An 18,650-nucleotide genomic window follows, 5' to 3' on the forward strand; every position below is an offset into this window, starting at 1 on the left:
CAAACTTGAATTAAATGCTGCCGAAGATCATGCCCGATATCGTTGCCATGATTACTACCAGGGTTACGAAGGCAACAGTTTTTTGCGTTCCCAGAACAGAACGGATAACCAACATGTTAGGCAAACTCAAAGCCGGTCCAGCCAACAGCAAAGCAAGCGCCGGGCCCTTGCCCATCCCTGCGCCGAGCAAGCCCTGTAGAATAGGGATTTCTGTCAGGGTGGCAAAATACATAAAAGCACCTACCACGGAAGCAACCAAATTTGCTCTCAGGCTGTTACCGCCGACCAGTACTTCAATATAGAGGACGGGAATCAAACCTGCATCGGTCCCCGGACGCCCCATCAACAGGCCGGCAACCAAAACACCGGCAAAAAGCAGCGGCAAAATCTGTTTGGCAAAATCCCAGGTTGTGTTAACCCAGTCTTTTCGTTCTTCCTGCTTAAACCATTTAACTAGTATAAAACCGAGAGCAATCAATAGAACTATAACAGCCGGCCATTTTATGGTGAATATAGCATTATACAGACCTACTGGTTCCGATGGCTGTCCCCAGGTGGCAAAGATGAGAATCAAAACCAAAGTTAAGAAAAACAGGATATTCTGGAACGGTCTGCGTGTTTCACTCATATCCTCATCCATGCCGGCCATACTTGATGCCAACCTTTCCTTATCTTCTTTTCTATAAAGAATAGCCATAATCAACCCGATAATTACCGCAAAAACTACAGCTCCGATCGCCCTGGCTAAACCAAGCTCCCATCCGAGAACCCGGGCTGTCAAAACAATGGCCAGGACATTGATAGCCGGTCCGGAATAGAGGAAGGCCACTGCTGGACCGAGACCGGCGCCCCGACGATAAATCCCGCTGAAAAGGGGAAGCACGGTACAGGAGCAAACAGCAAGAATAACACCGGAAACAGAGGCAACCGAGTAAGCAACAATCCGGCTGGCTTCACTGCCAAAATACTTGATCACCGCACCCTGGGAAATAAAATTTGCTATCGCCCCGGCAATGAAGAAGGCAGGAATCAGGCAGAATAATACATGCTCACGAGCATATTCCTGCAGCAGGTGAAATGCTTCAATGATCGCGCCGCCGACAAGGGGACTTTCAAATGGTATGAAATATGCCGCAAGGAAAACGGCAATAACCAACAAAAGTTTTTGGTACTCTTTCATTACTATTTCATCTCCGCAAAAATTACAGCTGCAAATTCATTATCAAATAGTGTTATTAGAGTTCCTGCATAATGAATTCTTTCATCTCATCCAGCTTCAGAACTTTCCCTGCTGATTTAACTTTGTCGTTGATGACCAGTGCAGGAGTCATCATCACATCATACTCCATGATCTCATTCATTTTTGTTACCTTCTGCACATCAGCTGCAACATTTAATTCTGCCAGAGCATTTATTGTTTCTCTTTCCAGAGCCTGACATTTACTGCATCCTGTCCCCAATATTTTAATAATCATTATCAATCGCTCCCTTCATTATTTAACCATTATTACTTATCTCATTGGACCCTGCATTTTCTTACTTCTGAAATCCTGATCCTGCAATATTAAATGCTGCTGTGGACTTAATGCATCTCCATCCTCATACATTTTCTTGATAAAATACATGCAGTCAGTTTCAGGTTTATTTAAGTTGATATTCTTTTTAAACCGAAAGCAAAAACCTTCTCTGTCTTCCATTTTAAGCAGGCCGCAGTGTAAACAATTCAATAATCTCATCTCCCTATTTATGTTCGCATATGAGAAATATCGTGCCCTAAAGCTTCCACAAGCTTCAGCAAAACTTCGCGCTGTTCCTGATTATCATCAGTAAACAATGGTCTGCATCGCTCAAGACTCTGCTGACCAACAAATAGTAGAGCTGCAAAGGCAAGGCATGATTTTTCACCACACTCTTTACAGTTTGTACGCGGTAACCATGTGAAAAGCTGCAGCGGATGTGGCCTCTGCCTGGTTTCATAAAGCGGCTCAATTTCATCCCTTCGCTCAGCTGTATTGTTAATCAGATCCTTAAGCCAGGCCAACACCTGCCGGGCATCAGTATCGTTAAAAGCTTTAATCAGTATAAGATTATTTGGCTCAAGAGTGATCATCCGAAACTCAAGGAACATAGTTAAATTTGGGGCATAAGCATTGTAATTGGCGTTTTTTACCACCCTGTGCAGGTACGGCATTACCTCGGTTATGTCATCAGACAACCTTGCTTTAACCCGAATCTTTCCGGCTTCGGCAAAACAGGGTGAAATATGATATATATCAATATGATTCAGAAACATATTTATAACTTCCATGTTTTCATGATTTCCCTGGCTATACAGGGAACCTGCTTATGTAATTTGGGAGCTATTCTTTTCAATACAAAGTAGAGGGCTTCTTCGGGATCTTTATCCATACAGATGCTCTGCAGCATAACCTGATCTTGATCATCAAGCACAACAAACACCTTTTTATCCACCTTTAACTCCCTCCTCATTACTCAAGCTAATGATATTTCTTTCAGAGCTACTATCAGATGATCAATTTCTTCAAAACTATTAAATATACCGAAACTGATCCTGACAGTTCCTCCATCAACAGTCCCGATCGAGCGGTGGGCCTGCGGGGCACAATGCAGGCCGGAGCGGGCCATTATGTCATACACTTCATCCAGGACATAGGTCACCTCTTCCGGCGCAATATCACTGAAATTAAAAGAAATAACAGCTGTTCGATCATCTGCTGCATCCGGTCCGTAAATAATTAAACCCGGTAAATCATTCAACTGCTTCAGGGCATACCTGGTTAATTCAAGATCATGGGATCTGATCTTTTCTAGATCGTGATCAAGGATATATTTTACGCCGGCTCCCAAACCGGCTATACCGGCTGCATTCAATGTTCCCGCTTCAAAACGGTCGGGCAAATGATCAGGTTGATGCTCGAGCAAAGAATCACCACCGGTCCCTCCCTCTTTGAGAGGTTTGAGATCAATCCCAGGTGCAATATAAAGACCGCCTGTTCCGGTCGGGCCAAGTAAACATTTATGACCGGTAAAAGCGAGCAGGCTTATTTTAAGTTCCTCAACATCAATCGGAAATGAACCGGCTGTCTGAGCAGCATCCACCAATAGCGGAATATTATGGTTCGCACAAATTCTGCCTACTTCTTTAACCGGCATCAGGGTTCCGGTCACATTGGATGCGTGGTTGACAGCAATCAACCGGGTGTTGTCTCGAATTAAATTCTCAACCAATCCGGGATCAAATGCACGGCCATCAGGACAATCCAGAACTGATATTTCAACGCCTCTTTCATGCTCCAGAACTTTCAGCGGCCGCCAGAGTGCATTATGTTCCATATGGGTGGTTATGACATGGTCGCAAGGTTTCAGGAATCCTTTAAGCACAAGATTAATCGATTCTGTTACATTGGAGGTAAAGATAATACGGGTAACATCGCTAATACTAAAGAGCCTGCCAAGAGCAGTTCTGGTGCTGAAAAGAACCTCTTCCGCCCTTCTGGCCATGCTGTATGTGCCTCTTCCCGGACTGGACCCGATATCACGCATATAATCAGCTATAGCCTGATATACAGATTCCGGTTTCGGATAAGATGTAGCAGCATTATCAAAATATACCGGCATCTGAACTTACCCCCAAAAATCTTTTTCTTATCGAACAAGTTCCGCTTTTTCATGCCAAATCTGCCTGATCACTTCGGATAGAAGATCAATTACTTCATATATCCGTGTATCAGAAAGCGCGTAAATAACTTTTAGACCTTCTTTACGCGAATGGACCAAACCTTCTCGTTTTAAAATTGATAGATGACGCGAAACCACAGATTGTTCGAGGCTTAACGCAGGAAATATTTCGCATACGCATTTCTCTCCTGGCCGCAGCAGTTCAAGTATTTGCAGTCTTGTAGGGTGGGCAAGCGCTTTAAAAAATTCAGTCTGAATTTCATATTGATTCTTCGGCATATTTATCCCCCCGGGCATCAATAAATATTAAAAATAAGCTTCTTATTTCTTATATGTCTATATATACATATAGTAACAGTTACTCTCCAAAATAACAAGCATTTACGTTTATCCATTGTTTAGGTCAGGCCCGTTTAGAATATTAATTAAAAAACAAAGAAGCGTAAAGCAGATGCTTTGCGCTTCAATATAATTCTTTATTATTCCACATTATTGGTTCAGCGGGCGCCGCCCCCGCCACCACCGCCGCCTCCGCCGCCGCCTCCGGAAAAACCTCCGCCACCACCGGAACCTGACGAAGTGGAAGACTGAAAAGCAGTCTTAAAAGACTGTTCCATTGATGTTGTCAGGCTGTTGAAACGGGTAGGATTTGAGGCCAGCATCCCGTAAGCGGGCCAGATCATAGGTGTGTCAGTTTTCAACTCCGGATAAACAAGATGGAGCTGTTCCATGACCTGCTTGGCTACACCCAAAACGATGGCGTAAACAAGATAATGCTCCCAAATAATAAGAGATGGTATGGTTGAACGGTCAAGCTGAGAGAAGTGCAGTAAAAATCTCTTGAAAGCTTTCCACTTTGCATTCTGATCGGCACCATACGGCGTAAGCCGTTTAGTCAGACCGAAAGCAACAGCAATAAACGGCCCGGTAAAAACAGCAATCCCACCGGTCACATACATACCCAAAAAAAGCATGGGGATTCCAATCAGAGTGAAAATGACACCGGCAAGTATACCTTTCCATGATACACCTCTGAAAAATTTATGCTCTTCGGCTTCCTTCTTGATTATTTCTATCCACTTCTTATAGAACGCAGCCGTACTCACACGCTGCTTTCGGCCGTAGCTTTCAATCTCTTTTAAAGTAGTCCCGGCGTTATTGTAACTACTGACCTGTCCGAAAATGAAGCTGTGCAAATGCTGTTCGTGGCCGCTGAGCTTATCTTTTCCTTCGGTAGGTATAATCCTGTAATCTGTAAACTTGCGTTTAAGAATCAGTCCACTTTCTCCCTGATATTCTTCCAGTTTGAGGTGACCTCTGCGGGCCAGATCCATAACGGTTGCCGTAAAATCTTCAGGAGCCGTTCGACCCATACGTACCAGGTATCCCGCTTCAGCGGGGCTGTATTCATCAGGGAGTTCGCGGTAGTAATCTCCCCTGTACATTTCCGGATCCCTTTTCGATTTTACTGCAGTTATGATATAGGAAATGAGAAGCCCGATGAATATCAAGGGGCCGGCTAAAAAATCAAGCCGTGAAACTGTTCTTTTAAGGTTGGCTTCACGAGCCCATCTCTCCTCATCGGCCAACATTCCGGGCAGACCGTTTCTACCTGTGAAGTTTGACGAATTTGCAACAAGATCGATGGGAAAAGCAACCCTGGCCTCCAAAAAAGTGTTAGCCGGTAAACTGGCCACATCCCATATAATGGTAGTCGGGCTGACTATAGTTACATTTCCCTGCAGGGGACCGTGTCCCCAGGCTCTTATATCATCTTGATCCGCACCATCGGGCAGATTTAGGGTTACACGAGCATAATCGGTGCGCTCTCCCCATTCACTGCCGATAAACTGCCAGTACAGTTCGGCAACATCCTGGTGGATCTGAACTGCATTATCGACCATATAACTGATCGTGAAAGTACGGTCCTCGTTTGAAGCTGAATAACTCCAGTCTATATATACTTGGTCCGGCTTATATTCCACATAGAAAATTCCCGGAATATCAATTGTTCCTACCGGCATTTCCTGGTATGGTTCACCATTCTCACTGACCAGAACGTCCCTGATTATCGCATTGTGCTTCAGGTATATATATGACCAGGCGCCGCGGTAAGTACCACTGAACCGGAAGGTTCTCTCTTCGACAACCCGCATCGTTCCGTCAGGGTTTATTTCAGCTTCGATAATTACCGATGGGAAATAAAAAGAGCGGCCATCCTGTGCACCTGCTGAAGCCGGAACAAGTATAATAACCGCTGCGATGATCAATACAATGGCAATCAGACGATAAATCATAACTAATGAACTAGATTGATCCTTTTTCATCTGTTAACGCCTCTAGAATTCAACTTTTACAGCTTCACGGGCTGCGGCTTCTTCATCCAGGTTGAAGTACTCTTCTTTATGGAACCCAAACATACCGGCAATCAACACTGTCGGGAATTTCTGGATTGTTGTGTTATAGCTCATTACAGTATCATTGTAAAACTGCCTGGAAAAGGCAATCTTACCTTCTGTATTGGCCAACTCTTCCTGCAACTGGCGGAAGTTGGCATCTGCCTTTAATTCGGGATAATTTTCTGCCACGGCAAAGAGTGTTTTCAAAGCTCCTGACAGCATATTCTCTGCACCGGCCTGTTCATTAACATTTTTTGCCTGTATAGCCATATTTCGGGCTTCGGTGACTTTCTCAAATGTCTCTCTTTCATGAGTGGCATATCCCTTTACGGTATTAACCAGGTTTGGTATCAGGTCATAGCGCCTCTTCAGCTGAACCTCAATTTGCGCCCAGGCATTTTTAATTCTCTGGCGCAGGGTAACCAGCCTGTTATAAGTTCCAACGAAAAACAGTACAAGTAGAACAATTATTGCCAGTATAGCCCAACCCATATTCGTCACTCCCTTTATAAATTAATTTATTTTTTTGCTAAATACTGATATGAGAATGCTAATTCGCATCATACCCTTAATTATCCTGCACTTTAAAGGACTGTCCATCAAATATAAAGATCCCGGCTATAGCTGAAGTTCGACGACATCACCGTCTTCCAGAATATAATCACGGGCAACTGCCTGACCGTCAAATTTGGATGAACCCCATACCAAAGCGCTCTTAAGTTTTTTCGGAAAATCCTTATGAACCTGTTCGGCAAAATCAATAACGTTGCTGCCTTTTCTTAAAATGAATGGTCTGTCCATATCTGCCGGCTTGCCAACAGGTTTTCCGTAAACACGAATGATATTTAATATTTCATAAAGCTTTTCCTTTAAATCTTCCAGGCCCAATCCGTTATTCGAGATTCTAAAATAATCGATTCCGGGCATTAGTTCCTGCAGCACTTCCAGGTTTTCAGCTGCATCGGGATGATCAAACTTATTGGCCACTACTATAAAAGGCACCGGTGCGATAATTACTCCTTCTTCTGAAAGGTCGATCACTTCTCTGTCCTGCAATATCTGCATCAGCCCTTCCATTTGTTCCAGGCATTCTGCAGTGGAAAGATCAATAACAATCATCAGGGCATCTGCTTCTTTGAAGGTCCCGATCAAACCTGAAGGAATATTGTCTACAGAAAGCGGTGGTGTATCAACTAGTTGAATAAATGTATCTTTGTAAGGCATCATTCCTGTAACCGGCAGGGAGGTTGAAAAGGGGTATTCGGCAATCTTTACTTTTGCCCGGGAAAGGAGTCCCACAATAGATGATTTACCGCTATTCGGGTATCCGGCAAGTACAACCTGCCCGGCTCCCTGTTTCTCAACACCGAATGGATTAAAACCGCTCTTTGTCTGCTTCTTCTTTTTGCCTTCTTCTTTCAGACGGGCGATTTTCTTTTTTATATCACCCTGCAGCCTCTCGGTGCCTTTATGCTTGGGAATTACAGCGAGCATCTCCTGTAGAGCTTCAACCTTTGCCTCAGAAGATGTGGCTCTACGAAACTTATCTTCAGCAGCATAATACTGGGGAGTAAGATTGGCAGGCAATAGAGACACTCCTCGTCAGAACTTCAAATCAATAATAGCATATAAATCAATATATTTACAGGTTTGGATGCCCTGTTTTCTTGACACCGGTGCAGAGGAGATGCTAAAATAATTTTGCACTTAGCATCATTTACCTGCGCCTGTAGCTCAGGGGGAGAGCGCCTGCTTGACACGCAGGAGGCCACTGGTTCAAATCCATTCAGGCGCACCATAAATAAACCGGGAATATATTCCCGGTTTATTTCTTTATTGTCAGGGGGACGGGGTTGTTGACAACTTTTTTTAATTATTGTTGTCAACAACCCCGTCCCCCTGACATTATTTATGATTTAGATATGCCACATGTCAGCGATATTATCAAATGTGTCAACTTTCATTATCTGCTCCAGCCAGGCTTCAATTTTACTGGGAGGCAGCAGAAGGGAGCAGAGTCTGCGAAATTTTGTATGCAGATCATCAAGGGAAAGCTTGTTTTCCGGATCACCCTTCGGAAAGTCGGTCTGTTCATGTATCACTGTTCCGTTACACAGTATGACATTCAACTTGGCCGCCCACTTATCAGGATAATGAGCATCAAGCAGGGGATCGATTTCAACTGTGCAGTGGCTCATCAGTTCTTCAAGAACAGGATCATTTATCCGCTCGTCTGTGAAATCTTCTATACCGACATGGCCATAAACCAATGCAGTGGAAACGCAGAACGGGAGGCTGAATTTTGCCTCATAAATAGTTTCCGGGAATGGTTCACCAACGAGGTCCCTGGCCACAGAATAAGTTTGGATTCTTAAAATTTCAATATCTTCCGGTTTTATGCCTTTTTCACGCAGCCTCAGACCAAGGTCAATTCCGGCATGGGTATGGCGGGTCGAGGCATATAAACGGAAACTGATATCCATAATTTTAAATTCTTCATTCAATCCTTCAATGATCTTCTCGATTTTGGCTGTTGGAGCAAAAACACGAAGGAAACCTTTTTCTCCGGATAGGATTGTCTTGGTTGATGTATATCCTCCGGCTGCTAGCATGGCCGAAAAGAGGCCATTCTGGGCAGCCTTACTGGCATGCAAGGGTTTGCTCATCATCCCTTCCGGGCTGTAATGCAGCTCCATCAAACCGGCCGCCTGGGTACCGGCATGCCCCAGTGCATTGATTAGCTGTTCCTCGTCCAAACCCATTACCTTGCCGGCCGCTATAGCCGCGGCAAATGTGCCGCATGTTCCGGTGGTATGCCAGAAGTTATAGTGAGTCGGTGTCATCGCTTCAGCAATGCGGATACCTACTTCATAGCCAACAACAATCGCTGTTAGCAGATCCTTTCCCGATGCCCCATATTTTTCAGCCGCAGCAAGGGCAGCCGGTATGATCGGAGACCCGGGTCGTAAGATTGATGTCCGATGCAGATCATCCAGTTCCAGACCGTGTGCATATAAACCGTTACCCAGGGCGGCGTTCAAGGCCGGCACTTTCTCTTTTCTGCCAATTAAAACAGCCTGCGGAGATCCCCCGGCCTCTTCTATTATTTCTGTCACTACATGCCCGGGAAGTGCTGTAGCGCCTGCACAGGCTACACCTACCAGGTCCAGCAGGCATATTCTGGCCTGGTGCAGGACTTCCTTGGGCAGAGTGTCATAAGTTGCTTCCTTGGCAAATTTTGCCAATACTTTTTCGATCATTTGAATCTACCTCTTTTCTTTTCTGAAGCCGACTGTAGCCGACAAAAGTATCCTTTATTTTAAATAGCCTTTCCTTCCTAATATTACACTGCTACCTGAATAGCTGCAACGACATAATAATAATTAATACCATAAAAAAGATAACCAGGTAGTACTCAAAATTTGCAGTGTTGACAAGCATAAATAATTTACCCTTTGGTTTGTAATCCATTTTGAATGTAAAGAAAAAGATCGATAGAACTATCTCTTTCGATTTATGGAAAAAGGCCCTTATCAGATGAAGCCATGTATCATAAATAAACAATAATACCATTGTTACCTGAGATAAGAGTGACCTGAAAAATGGTCCATTCTTCTCCAGGGATCCTATTGCATAGCTCCACTTTTTAAGCGGGCCGAGACTTCCTACAATTAAACCTTCTGCCGCATCTTCCAGTAATCTTCCACCAATACAGTAATATGTCAACAACCTTGGACTGTTAACATAAAAACTGTCAACTCCGGTTTCCAGTATACGGCCACACCCGGTATAAATTAACATCAATCCACTAACTATAGGTCTGTATATCGACTGCTCGATACTTAGCCAGTCCGGAAAGCGAAATGTAAAAAGTTTAAACTTGTTACCCAAGATAAATATTACGGCAGCCATAGCGATTACAACAGCCATACCCTGCAGATCATGGATATCCCAGAAATTAACTTTAAGCAGGTAGTTGAATGAATATTCATCGAATGGAAAAGCCCCTACTAGAGGTCCAACCAGTTTTTTCAGAACATAAAAGGGATTTAAACCAATAAAAAGAATCACTGCACCGATTATAATAAAAACAGCTCTTTCATTCCAGGGTTCCTTACCCCGGGCAACAAGATTTTCAGGTTTCCGGCCCAGAAAAATAGAACTGAAGAGTCGGGCGATATAGCAGGTCGTCATTGCTCCGGTAAGCATAAATATTTTTTCTGCCCAGTAGAGAGAATAATTATGGTGATGTTCAAAGGCTTCCACTATTGCATGATGCAGAAGGACTTTACTTGTATAGCCATTTAACCCTGGTATACCGGCAATACCCATCGCTGCCAGCAAGAATACAACAGAGGTTACCGGGAAATCCTTCCACAATCCCCCAAGACGGTTAATTTCAATTTCTCCTGTCCGGAAATAGACTGCCCCGACCATCATAAACATACCGGCCTTGAAGAAGGCATGATTAACAATATGGAGAGTAAATCCTCCAAAAGCCATCGGTCCTTCGTAGGCCAAATAAGCACATGCCCCGATACCCATCAGGATATAACCCATCTGGCTAACGCTGCTGTAGGCGAGAATTCGCTTCGCATTGCTCTGAAAAAGCGCCATGAAGGCCGCAGAAAACATGGTCAAGATGCCGAACCAGATTAGAATAAACCCAAAGCTTTCAGTATAATACCACAGGCTGGAACCATGTCCATCAACGGGTGTATAAAGGACTGTTACTACCCTGATTATCCCGTACGCTCCGGTTTTGATCATGATCCCTGAGAGCAGGGCGCTCGCCGGAGAAGGCGCTACCGGGTGAGCTTTTGGCAGCCAGATGTGCAGGGGGACCATCCCGGCCTTTATGCCGAATCCAATGATTAACAATACGGCAATCAAAGTTCTTGCAGGTAAAACAATCAGTGAATCGAGCATGGGATTAAGCATCATTGTGCCGGTAAACCAGTAGATCATTATGGCCGCAGTCAGGATAGAGAGGCCACCTGCAACCCCGAGAAACAAGTATAGGCGTCCGGCTTTGAGAGCTTCTTCACTCTGGTTATGTATAACCAGCAGGTAAGAAGCGATGGACATTAATTCGAAGAATAAAAAAAGGCTGAAGAGATCCGCTGTTAGAAAAACTCCCAGGCAGCCACCCAGGGTTAGCAGATAAAATGCATAATAACGGGTTCTTCTACCCTCGTGAGTCATGTAAGAAATCGAAAATACAGATGCCAAAAACCAGATAAGGGCAGATAATAAATTGAATACAGACCCTAACCGATCAACCCTGAACTGCAGAGAAAAATCACCCAGGCCAATCGGAACCCTGAATGTAACCACTTCCTGCCAGCTGTAATAAAAAAGTGCCGCAGAAAGAAGAAAAACCAGCGCAGTTATCGCCAGCATGAGATAATCCCGATATTTCTCGGAGTAGCGACTCACGTACGTTGTTGCTGCCGCTCCAAGAATCGGAATTAATACAATTGCCAGTGGGAGACTGCTGGTTATTGTGTTTTCATTTACAACTCCGCTCATCTGATTTATACTCCTTTGGGATCAGGCGGATCGTCTAACCAGCTGTGAAGAATATATTATTTGATAGAAGACCTATTACATGCTAAACAAAGATTTCGCAGCAGCAAGCGCCAGATCCCATGGCCAGTTGAAAGGCATCAGGGCAAAAGCTACACAGCCAACAGCCAGTAATCCCATCGGTACAAGCATATGCCAGGGAGCTTCCTGCCAGCGTATCCCGTTTTTAATAAGAGAACCGCTATCAGATTTAAGGTGCCCGGAATCATCTTCCTCTCCATGACTGTCGCCATGATGACCGCTCTTTTCACCCGGGAAGAAAGCGGTTATGACGATCGGAAAGTAATATGCCGCGTTAAGCAGGCTGCTGATAATTAATATCGCTACAAATATTGGCTGTCCGGCTTCAAGTGATGCTATTGAAAGCTGCCATTTACTGATAAAACCATTAAATGGCGGAATCCCGACCATGGTTACGGAAGCAATGGTAAAGAAGGTCATGGTCAGCGGCATCTTCAAACCGATTCCTTTCATCTGGCTGATATTCCTTATTCCGGTCTGGACAATAATTGCTCCGGCACACAGGAAGAGCAGGCCTTTCATGAAAGCATGGGTGAATAGGTGATATAGACCTCCGGCCATTCCTGATTCATTTAACAGGAAAATACCCATGGCTATGTAACCGATCTGGGCAATACTCGAATAGGCCAGCCGCCTTTTTAAATCATCCTGTAGCAAGGCCATAGCAGAACCCAACAGGATCGTGATCCCTGCAAAGACAAGCATAACCGTATCCCAGTTAACACTGGCAATGAATTCAGGATTATAGATGTTAAATACTACCCGGATCATTCCGTAAATACCGGTTTTAAGCATGATTCCGGAGAGAGCTGCACTAACCGGGGAAGGCGCTGCCGGATGAGCATCCGGCAACCAGACATGAACAGGAAACATACCTGCTTTTAAGCCGAAACCAATCATAAACCCGACAAATGCAGCAGTGGCAAGAGGTGAAGCTTCAGTAATTAAACCCGGTCTCGTAAAAGTTACCGTGCCGGTTAAATAAAAAGTTATTAAAAGACCGAAAAAGACTGAAAGCCCGCCGCCAACCGTCATATACAAATATTTGGCGCCGGCAAACATGGTAACCGGTGTTTCTTCATGGGCGATCAAAACATATGTTGTTAAAGCCATGAATTCAAAGAATAAAAACAAACCTAATAAGTCTCCGGCAAAGATTGTACCCATGCACCCACCTTCTGCCATCAGGAAAAATGCATAGTAGCGTTCTTTTTTATGCTCATGTGACATGTAGCCGGGAGAAAAGCAGGCAGCCATAAACCAGACGAAGGAGAAAAAGATCCCCAGAAATATTGTCACCGGATCGACTTTAAATGAGATTGAAAGTGGAAATGAGAAGTACTGGAATATGCCGAGCAATATGTTACCATTTTTTATTGCCGGATACATACTGAGAACGAGAACAAAAAATAAGCCGGTAACACCAATACAAATATATTCTTTATAGGGATAAAGCTTGTTTGGAAATAAAAACAAGGCTATCCCCGCTATAATTGGAACAAAGATGATGATTGCCGGTAAAAATGTATGGACAACTTCATATTCCAATTTAACTCACCCCCGTAAATCATAAACTGCCTGAAACATAAACAAATCCAATGTTTTCTATCTTAAACTTAAAAATAGATTTGGGCAATTGACCTGGCCAGTTCCAGCGGCCAGTTGTATGGAGCCAGGGTAAAAACAGCCGCTCCCAAAGCTAAAACTATAACCGGTATAATACGCAGTGGCTGCAGACGGAGTCTCTGCCTTTCAATATTCTTTAGCTCCCGGCAGCCCAGAAAAGCATTAATCGAAATTGGAAAGTAATACGCTGCATTTAAAAAACTGCTGATCAGCAGCAATATAATTACGAATGGTAGGCCTGCCTGCAGTGCCCCATAACCTATATGCCATTTGCTGACAAATACGTTAAAGGGCGGGATACCAACAGCACTAACTGACGCGATGGTAAAGGCAAACATGGTAACCGGCATCTGCAGGCCCACACCCCTGAGCTCGCTGATCTTCGTTTTACCCGTATTCACATAGATAACCCCGGCACACAAAAACATACATCCTTTCATAAATGCATGAGCCATAATGTGATAAAGCGCCCCGACGAAGGCAAACTCGGTCAACAGGGACAACCCCAATAATATATAGCCGACCTGGGCAACACCGGAATAGGCTAACCGACGGTTAAAATCATCCTGGGCAAAAGCGCAGATGGAACCGTAAAGCATACTGACCAGGGCAAGAACCAGGATGATTTTATTCCAACCGACATCCTGAATAAATGAAATCCCGTAAATATCATGGAATACCCGTATTAAACCCAACACCCCGGTTTTCAGCATCATGGCAGAAGAAATAGCCGCCGCCGGAGTCGGGGCATTGGCATAAGCATCCGGTATCCAGAAATGGAAGGGAACCATTGCCGCTTTTATCCCGAAGCTGATCATGAATCCGATAAATGCGACAAGTAACAAGGGAGTCGCTGAAGAAACCAGCCCCCCGGAACCGAAAGCCAGGGTCCCAGTTGAATTATATACAATGACAACCGCCCAGAATAAAGCTACACCGGCAATGATGGTCATAAAGAAAAATTTCAGGCCTGCCGCCTGGGCTTCGGGAGTTGACTTGTAAGAAACCATGGGGAAAAACATGAGTGACATAAATTCAAAAAAGATAAAGAAAGTGAACATATTGCCGCTCAAGGCCACTCCGAAACAGCCACCAATTGCCAGCAGGAAAAAGTAGAAAAATTTCTTTCCTTCTTCCTTATTGCGATAATAACCAAGAGTATAGACAGTAAGAATTATGCTGAACAGACCGAAAATCAGACCGATGTAGACAGACAGCAGATCAACCCGGAATTCCATACCCTGCGGGGGAAGTATATTAAGATGCAGGTAATAATAGTTACCGGCCGCAATTGAGGGGTAAATATATGCTAAGAGCAGGAAAGGAACCAGAGTCCCACCGATAATAGATAAATTTCGCCAGTCCGGCCGGTAGCGATCAGCCAGCATTGCTCCCAGACTGCCAAGGATCGGAGATAAGACTATCAGGATCGGGACAATTGAACTTACCAACTCAGTTTGCGACAACTACTTTCCCTCCTTCTTGAAACTATAAAATAGCTTCGATTACTGCTTCAATAAAAGGTATTGTTGTATAATTCGCAAATAAGCCGAAAATAATGGCAAAAACGGCAAGCGTCAATGTGGGTACCAACATGGTCAGAGGCGCTTCATAACCCGGCTGTTTTTCAAAATTTCCTTCCTTAAAGAAAGCATTAACGATAATTGGCAGATAATATATTGCATTCAACAATGTACTGCCCAGAATTACATAGGCATAAACCGGAACTCCTGCCTCAAGGCTACCCGTTAATATATAATACTTGCTGATATAACCGCAGATAGGCATCACACCCATTAGCCCGAGAGCACCGACAGCAAAGGCAAGCATGGTCAGGGGCATCTGTCTTCCAACCCCGTTTAATTCATTTAAATTTTTCTTTCCGGTTACGGTAATAATCATCCCGGCGCAGAAGAAGAGAGTGATTTTTAGGACTGCGTGGTTGATGATGTGGATCAATCCACCAATAATACTTACAGGATGAAGAATTAAAACACCCAGGGTAATATAACCCAACTGCCCGATTGTTGAATAAGCTAATCTCAATTTTAATACAGTTTGTTTTATCGCCATAAAAGAACCGACAATAATAGTAAAGCATACTACGATAGCCAGCAGGTGAGTTACATTCAGTTCAATCAACAGGTCACGGCCATAAAGGGAGAGAAAAACCCGTGCAATCCCAAATACCCCGGCTTTCACGATAGCTACAGCATGAAGCAGGGCGCTTACCGGTGTAGGTGCCACCATTGCTCCCGGCAACCATGAATGCAGAGGCATTAATGCAGCCTTCGTGCCAAAACCGGCAATAAGTAATACAAAAATAATTTTGAGCAGTGTAGTTTTTTCATCAGCTACACCGCCTAAAATTCCCCCGGGCATGAAATCCAGGGTCCCCACCAGATCGTGAATCATAAATATAGATAGAAAGACCAGCGCTCCACCGCCAAGGCTGTAACTGATATATTTGATACCGGCGCTTACCGATTCCTTTGTTCCGGCATGGACAACCAGGGGGTATGTACATATGGCCAGGTATTCATAAAAGATATAGAGGGTAAATAGATTGCCGGCAAAAGCCACACCCATGGCGGCACTGCAGGAAAGAATAAAAAATACAAAGTAATTTCGTTGTTCATGTTCATGAGCCATATAACCAATAGAGTAAACAGTGGCGAAAACCCAGAGGGTGGAGGATACTACTGCAAAAACCATGCCCAAAAGGTCTATCCTGAACAGGATGCCCAATCCGTCAAGAAAATCGATCATCCTGTATTCAATTAGCTGTCCCGATAAAACGGCAGGCAGCATAGATGCAACAGCAATAAAAACCATGCCGACCGAAATCAATGCAACCAGGTGACGGGCATTTGCTTTTTCTTCATCGAGGATACGGATAATAATTGCCCCGATAATGGGTACTATGATGGCAATGATCGGCTGAGGAAAACCCAGGTTCAAAATTATCGCCTCCGCAATGGTTAATATCCGTTCCTTACAGAATAAACAACAAACTGGTGGCAAGTATAGCGCCGACAACAACCAATATAATGTAAAGATCAAAGTCAATATTCGAAATGTTTACAGTCTGGAACCGCTTATCACCACGTGTGCTGTAATCAAATTTAAATAGCAGCATAAAGACTCTTTTCAGGTTCTTTCCAATTACAGCAAATATTCTTCTGATATTGCCGGCCCATAAATCATAAATTTTATTCCACAGAAATGCGCTGTAACGGACTGCTTGCAGCCCAACCTTACGAGCTATTTTATCGTCAAGATAATCTGCTCCGGTTGAAACTCTCACCAATACTCCCGGTGCCCCGTGAAAACCAAAGTTAACATTATCATCAATATATTTACCGGCTCTTGTAAACGCTTCGCCCAATAATTTAGTTGCCGGCTGGTATAAAGATCTTTCCACACTTAGATATTCCGGCAGTTTAAGGCTAAATAGTTCCTTCTTCTTGAAGGCCAGATAAAAAGCAGCTCCCAATCCCAACCCTATGACTATACCAAACAGATCCGGCCAGGTCCAGACACCGGTTTTAGCCAGGTAATTCAGGTAATAGTCCGAATAGGTAAAACCGCCGGCCATGGGAACAATAACTTTTTTTATGATTAGCGGTGAAAATAAGCCTAAAAAGACTATTGCAGCAATATAGGCCAAACCGACGAATCTTTCAACTATATTTTCCTTCAACTTAATTCCTGACAACTTACCTTTTAGTTGATCGGATTCTTTACCGAGAAAAATTGAAATAAAAAGTTTACCGATATAACATACTGTCAAACCACTGGTAAGCATAAAGAGCTTTTCAGCCAGCCATAGATCCCAAAGATGATGGTGCTCAAATGCCTCGACAATTGCATGATGCAGCAGTGTCTTACTCACGTACCCGTTAAAACCGGGTATACCCATTATTCCGGCCGCACAAACAGCAAAAGCGGCAAAGGTTACAGGAAAGTGTTTCCATAGACCTCCCAGGTGATCAAGCCTTTTCTCATGCAACCGGGTATAGATAATGCCAAAAAGTATAAACATGCCTGACTTGAAGAAGGCATGGTTAATAATATGGTAAGAAAAACCTCCAAAGCCCATAGGCCCGTCATACCCGAGATAACCTGCTGCACCGATCCCCATCAGTATATAACCCATCTGACTGATACTGCTGTAAGCCAGAAGGGTTTTTGCATTGTTCTGAAGCACAGCCATCAGGGCGGCCAGAAGCATGGTCAAAATGCCCATCCAGACGATCACATGCCCCAGATTCTCGGAGAAATGCCATAATCCGCTCTCGGCCAGTTCTCTGGTCGGTGTAAATAACATCGTTACAACCCTGATGATTCCATAAGCACCTGTTTTGATCATGATTCCTGACAGCAGGGCGCTTGCCGGAGAAGGAGCTACCGGATGAGCCTGGGGAAGCCATATATGTAGGGGCACCATACCTGCTTTTACTCCAAAGCCGATAATCATTAACAGGGCAATCAAGGGGAGAACTTCAGCAGCCGGCGCCAACTGCTCCATCAATGGTGATATGGTTACCGAACCGGCATAAGTGTTGAGCAGGATGATACCGGATAATAAAGAAAGTCCGCCGATTACTCCCAGGTAAAGATAATTTTTCCCCGCTGCCATTGCTTCGCTATCCTGGTTATGGACAACAAGTGCATAAGCTGCAAGGGTCATTAGTTCGAAGAAAAGAAATAAACTCAGATAATCTCCGCTAAGAAACACTCCCAGGCATCCGCCGAGCGACAAGATTAAAAACGTGTAATAGCGTGTCTGGCGAATTTCCTGTTTCATATAGGGAACAGAAGAAAGTGTGGCTAAAAACCAGATAAGTGCGGTAAAAAGAGCGAATACACTTCCGGTTAGATCAACCCTCAAATTCATACTGATACCGGCCAGTGAAGGTAGCCGGTATAAGATACTGTACCCCTGAAGGCTCAACAAAAAGAGCTCAACGGTTAAATACAAAGTTAATCCGGTAACAAGTACTGCCAAAATATTACGGGCACGATACAGTTTCAGTCCGGTGAAACCAATTAGAAATGAACCAAGGATCGGTATAAGTAAAATCATCAGGGGCAGTGTGCTGACAATTATCATTTCTCTGATCTCTATTACGAAGATATCTGCCATTAATTAATCCCTTCCGGTAAGTAACACAATCACGCAATTTATTCTCTTTAATATTGCAATATCCTTCTTTAGAAAGGACAATTAATATAATAATTGAGGGTATACAATTAAATAAAAACAACTTGACAGAAAAGCGAAAATGATAAAGAATAAAGTAGTGAGTTCAG

15 protein-coding genes and 1 tRNA gene are annotated in these 18,650 nt (G+C 43.9%); 1 reads left to right on the top strand and 15 read right to left on the bottom strand.

Going from position 1 to position 18,650, the window contains the following annotated elements; translation table 11 throughout:
* Positions 1-10: 10 nt before the first annotated feature.
* The 9 genes from SCJ97_07780 to SCJ97_07820 all read right to left on the bottom strand — a co-directional run bounded on the left by SCJ97_07780 (position 11) and on the right by SCJ97_07820 (position 7,694).
* On the bottom strand, positions 11-1,180 hold the full coding sequence (locus SCJ97_07780) for a permease (GenBank protein ID MDW7739937.1): 1,170 nt from the start codon (positions 1,178-1,180) through the stop codon (positions 11-13).
* Between the two features lie 55 nt (positions 1,181-1,235).
* Positions 1,236-1,475, bottom strand: coding sequence for a thioredoxin family protein (locus SCJ97_07785; protein ID MDW7739938.1), 240 nt, complete (start codon positions 1,473-1,475; stop codon positions 1,236-1,238).
* 269 nt (positions 1,476-1,744) lie between these two features.
* Complete coding sequence (locus SCJ97_07790) at positions 1,745-2,293, bottom strand: (Fe-S)-binding protein (protein MDW7739939.1); 549 nt, start codon at positions 2,291-2,293, stop codon at positions 1,745-1,747.
* Positions 2,294-2,295: 2 nt separating this feature from the next.
* On the bottom strand, positions 2,296-2,472 hold the full coding sequence (locus SCJ97_07795) for a hypothetical protein (protein MDW7739940.1): 177 nt from the start codon (positions 2,470-2,472) through the stop codon (positions 2,296-2,298).
* Positions 2,473-2,493: 21 nt separating this feature from the next.
* Positions 2,494-3,639, bottom strand: a complete 1,146-nt coding sequence (locus tag SCJ97_07800) for an aminotransferase class V-fold PLP-dependent enzyme (GenBank protein ID MDW7739941.1) — start codon at positions 3,637-3,639, stop codon at positions 2,494-2,496.
* A gap of 27 nt (positions 3,640-3,666) precedes the next feature.
* A complete protein-coding gene (locus SCJ97_07805; protein MDW7739942.1) occupies positions 3,667-3,978 on the bottom strand; it encodes a metalloregulator ArsR/SmtB family transcription factor in 312 nt (103 codons plus the stop codon).
* A 218-nt stretch (positions 3,979-4,196) separates the two neighbouring features.
* On the bottom strand, positions 4,197-6,026 hold the full coding sequence (locus SCJ97_07810; GenBank protein ID MDW7739943.1) for a DUF2207 domain-containing protein: 1,830 nt from the start codon (positions 6,024-6,026) through the stop codon (positions 4,197-4,199).
* A gap of 12 nt (positions 6,027-6,038) precedes the next feature.
* Complete coding sequence (locus tag SCJ97_07815) at positions 6,039-6,590, bottom strand: LemA family protein (protein MDW7739944.1); 552 nt, start codon at positions 6,588-6,590, stop codon at positions 6,039-6,041.
* A 126-nt stretch (positions 6,591-6,716) separates the two neighbouring features.
* Positions 6,717-7,694: a GTPase gene (locus SCJ97_07820; protein MDW7739945.1), complete on the bottom strand. Its 978-nt coding sequence runs from the start codon at positions 7,692-7,694 to the stop codon at positions 6,717-6,719.
* Between the two features lie 127 nt (positions 7,695-7,821).
* On the opposite strand from SCJ97_07820, the gene SCJ97_07825 reads away from it, so the two are divergent.
* Positions 7,822-7,896, top strand: a tRNA-Val gene (locus tag SCJ97_07825).
* A gap of 118 nt (positions 7,897-8,014) precedes the next feature.
* Here the strand turns inward: SCJ97_07825 and SCJ97_07830 are convergent.
* The 6 genes from SCJ97_07830 to SCJ97_07855 form a co-directional block, all read right to left on the bottom strand.
* Complete coding sequence (locus SCJ97_07830) at positions 8,015-9,358, bottom strand: MmgE/PrpD family protein (GenBank protein ID MDW7739946.1); 1,344 nt, start codon at positions 9,356-9,358, stop codon at positions 8,015-8,017.
* A gap of 91 nt (positions 9,359-9,449) precedes the next feature.
* Complete coding sequence (locus SCJ97_07835; GenBank protein MDW7739947.1) at positions 9,450-11,630, bottom strand: proton-conducting transporter membrane subunit; 2,181 nt, start codon at positions 11,628-11,630, stop codon at positions 9,450-9,452.
* 75 nt (positions 11,631-11,705) lie between these two features.
* Complete coding sequence (locus SCJ97_07840) at positions 11,706-13,256, bottom strand: proton-conducting transporter membrane subunit (protein ID MDW7739948.1); 1,551 nt, start codon at positions 13,254-13,256, stop codon at positions 11,706-11,708.
* A gap of 68 nt (positions 13,257-13,324) precedes the next feature.
* Positions 13,325-14,800, bottom strand: a complete 1,476-nt coding sequence (locus tag SCJ97_07845; GenBank protein ID MDW7739949.1) for a proton-conducting transporter membrane subunit — start codon at positions 14,798-14,800, stop codon at positions 13,325-13,327.
* Between the two features lie 22 nt (positions 14,801-14,822).
* Entirely contained in the window at positions 14,823-16,295 is a 1,473-nt protein-coding gene (locus tag SCJ97_07850) for a monovalent cation/H+ antiporter subunit D family protein (GenBank protein ID MDW7739950.1), read from the bottom strand.
* Positions 16,296-16,329: 34 nt separating this feature from the next.
* Positions 16,330-18,483, bottom strand: coding sequence for a proton-conducting transporter membrane subunit (locus tag SCJ97_07855; protein MDW7739951.1), 2,154 nt, complete (start codon positions 18,481-18,483; stop codon positions 16,330-16,332).
* Positions 18,484-18,650 lie beyond the last annotated feature (167 nt).

It is taken from the genome of Bacillota bacterium (assembly GCA_033549065.1).
Lineage (GTDB): Bacteria > Bacillota > Dethiobacteria > DTU022 > DTU022 > JAWSUE01.

Bases quoted from the DNA above. Each gene is read 5' to 3' on its own strand.
- SCJ97_07810 (MDW7739943.1), bottom strand. From the start codon at position 6,026: ATGAAAAAGGATCAATCTAGTTCATTAGTTATGATTTATCGTCTGATT.
- SCJ97_07805 (MDW7739942.1), bottom strand. From the start codon at position 3,978: ATGCCGAAGAATCAATATGAAATTCAGACTGAATTTTTTAAAGCGCTT.
- SCJ97_07830 (MDW7739946.1), bottom strand. From the start codon at position 9,358: ATGATCGAAAAAGTATTGGCAAAATTTGCCAAGGAAGCAACTTATGAC.
- SCJ97_07855 (MDW7739951.1), bottom strand. From the start codon at position 18,483: ATGGCAGATATCTTCGTAATAGAGATCAGAGAAATGATAATTGTCAGC.
- SCJ97_07815 (MDW7739944.1), bottom strand. From the start codon at position 6,590: ATGGGTTGGGCTATACTGGCAATAATTGTTCTACTTGTACTGTTTTTC.
- SCJ97_07785 (MDW7739938.1), bottom strand. From the start codon at position 1,475: ATGATTATTAAAATATTGGGGACAGGATGCAGTAAATGTCAGGCTCTG.
- SCJ97_07800 (MDW7739941.1), bottom strand. From the start codon at position 3,639: ATGCCGGTATATTTTGATAATGCTGCTACATCTTATCCGAAACCGGAA.
- SCJ97_07835 (MDW7739947.1), bottom strand. From the start codon at position 11,630: ATGAGCGGAGTTGTAAATGAAAACACAATAACCAGCAGTCTCCCACTG.
- SCJ97_07790 (MDW7739939.1), bottom strand. From the start codon at position 2,293: ATGTTTCTGAATCATATTGATATATATCATATTTCACCCTGTTTTGCC.
- SCJ97_07780 (MDW7739937.1), bottom strand. From the start codon at position 1,180: ATGAAAGAGTACCAAAAACTTTTGTTGGTTATTGCCGTTTTCCTTGCG.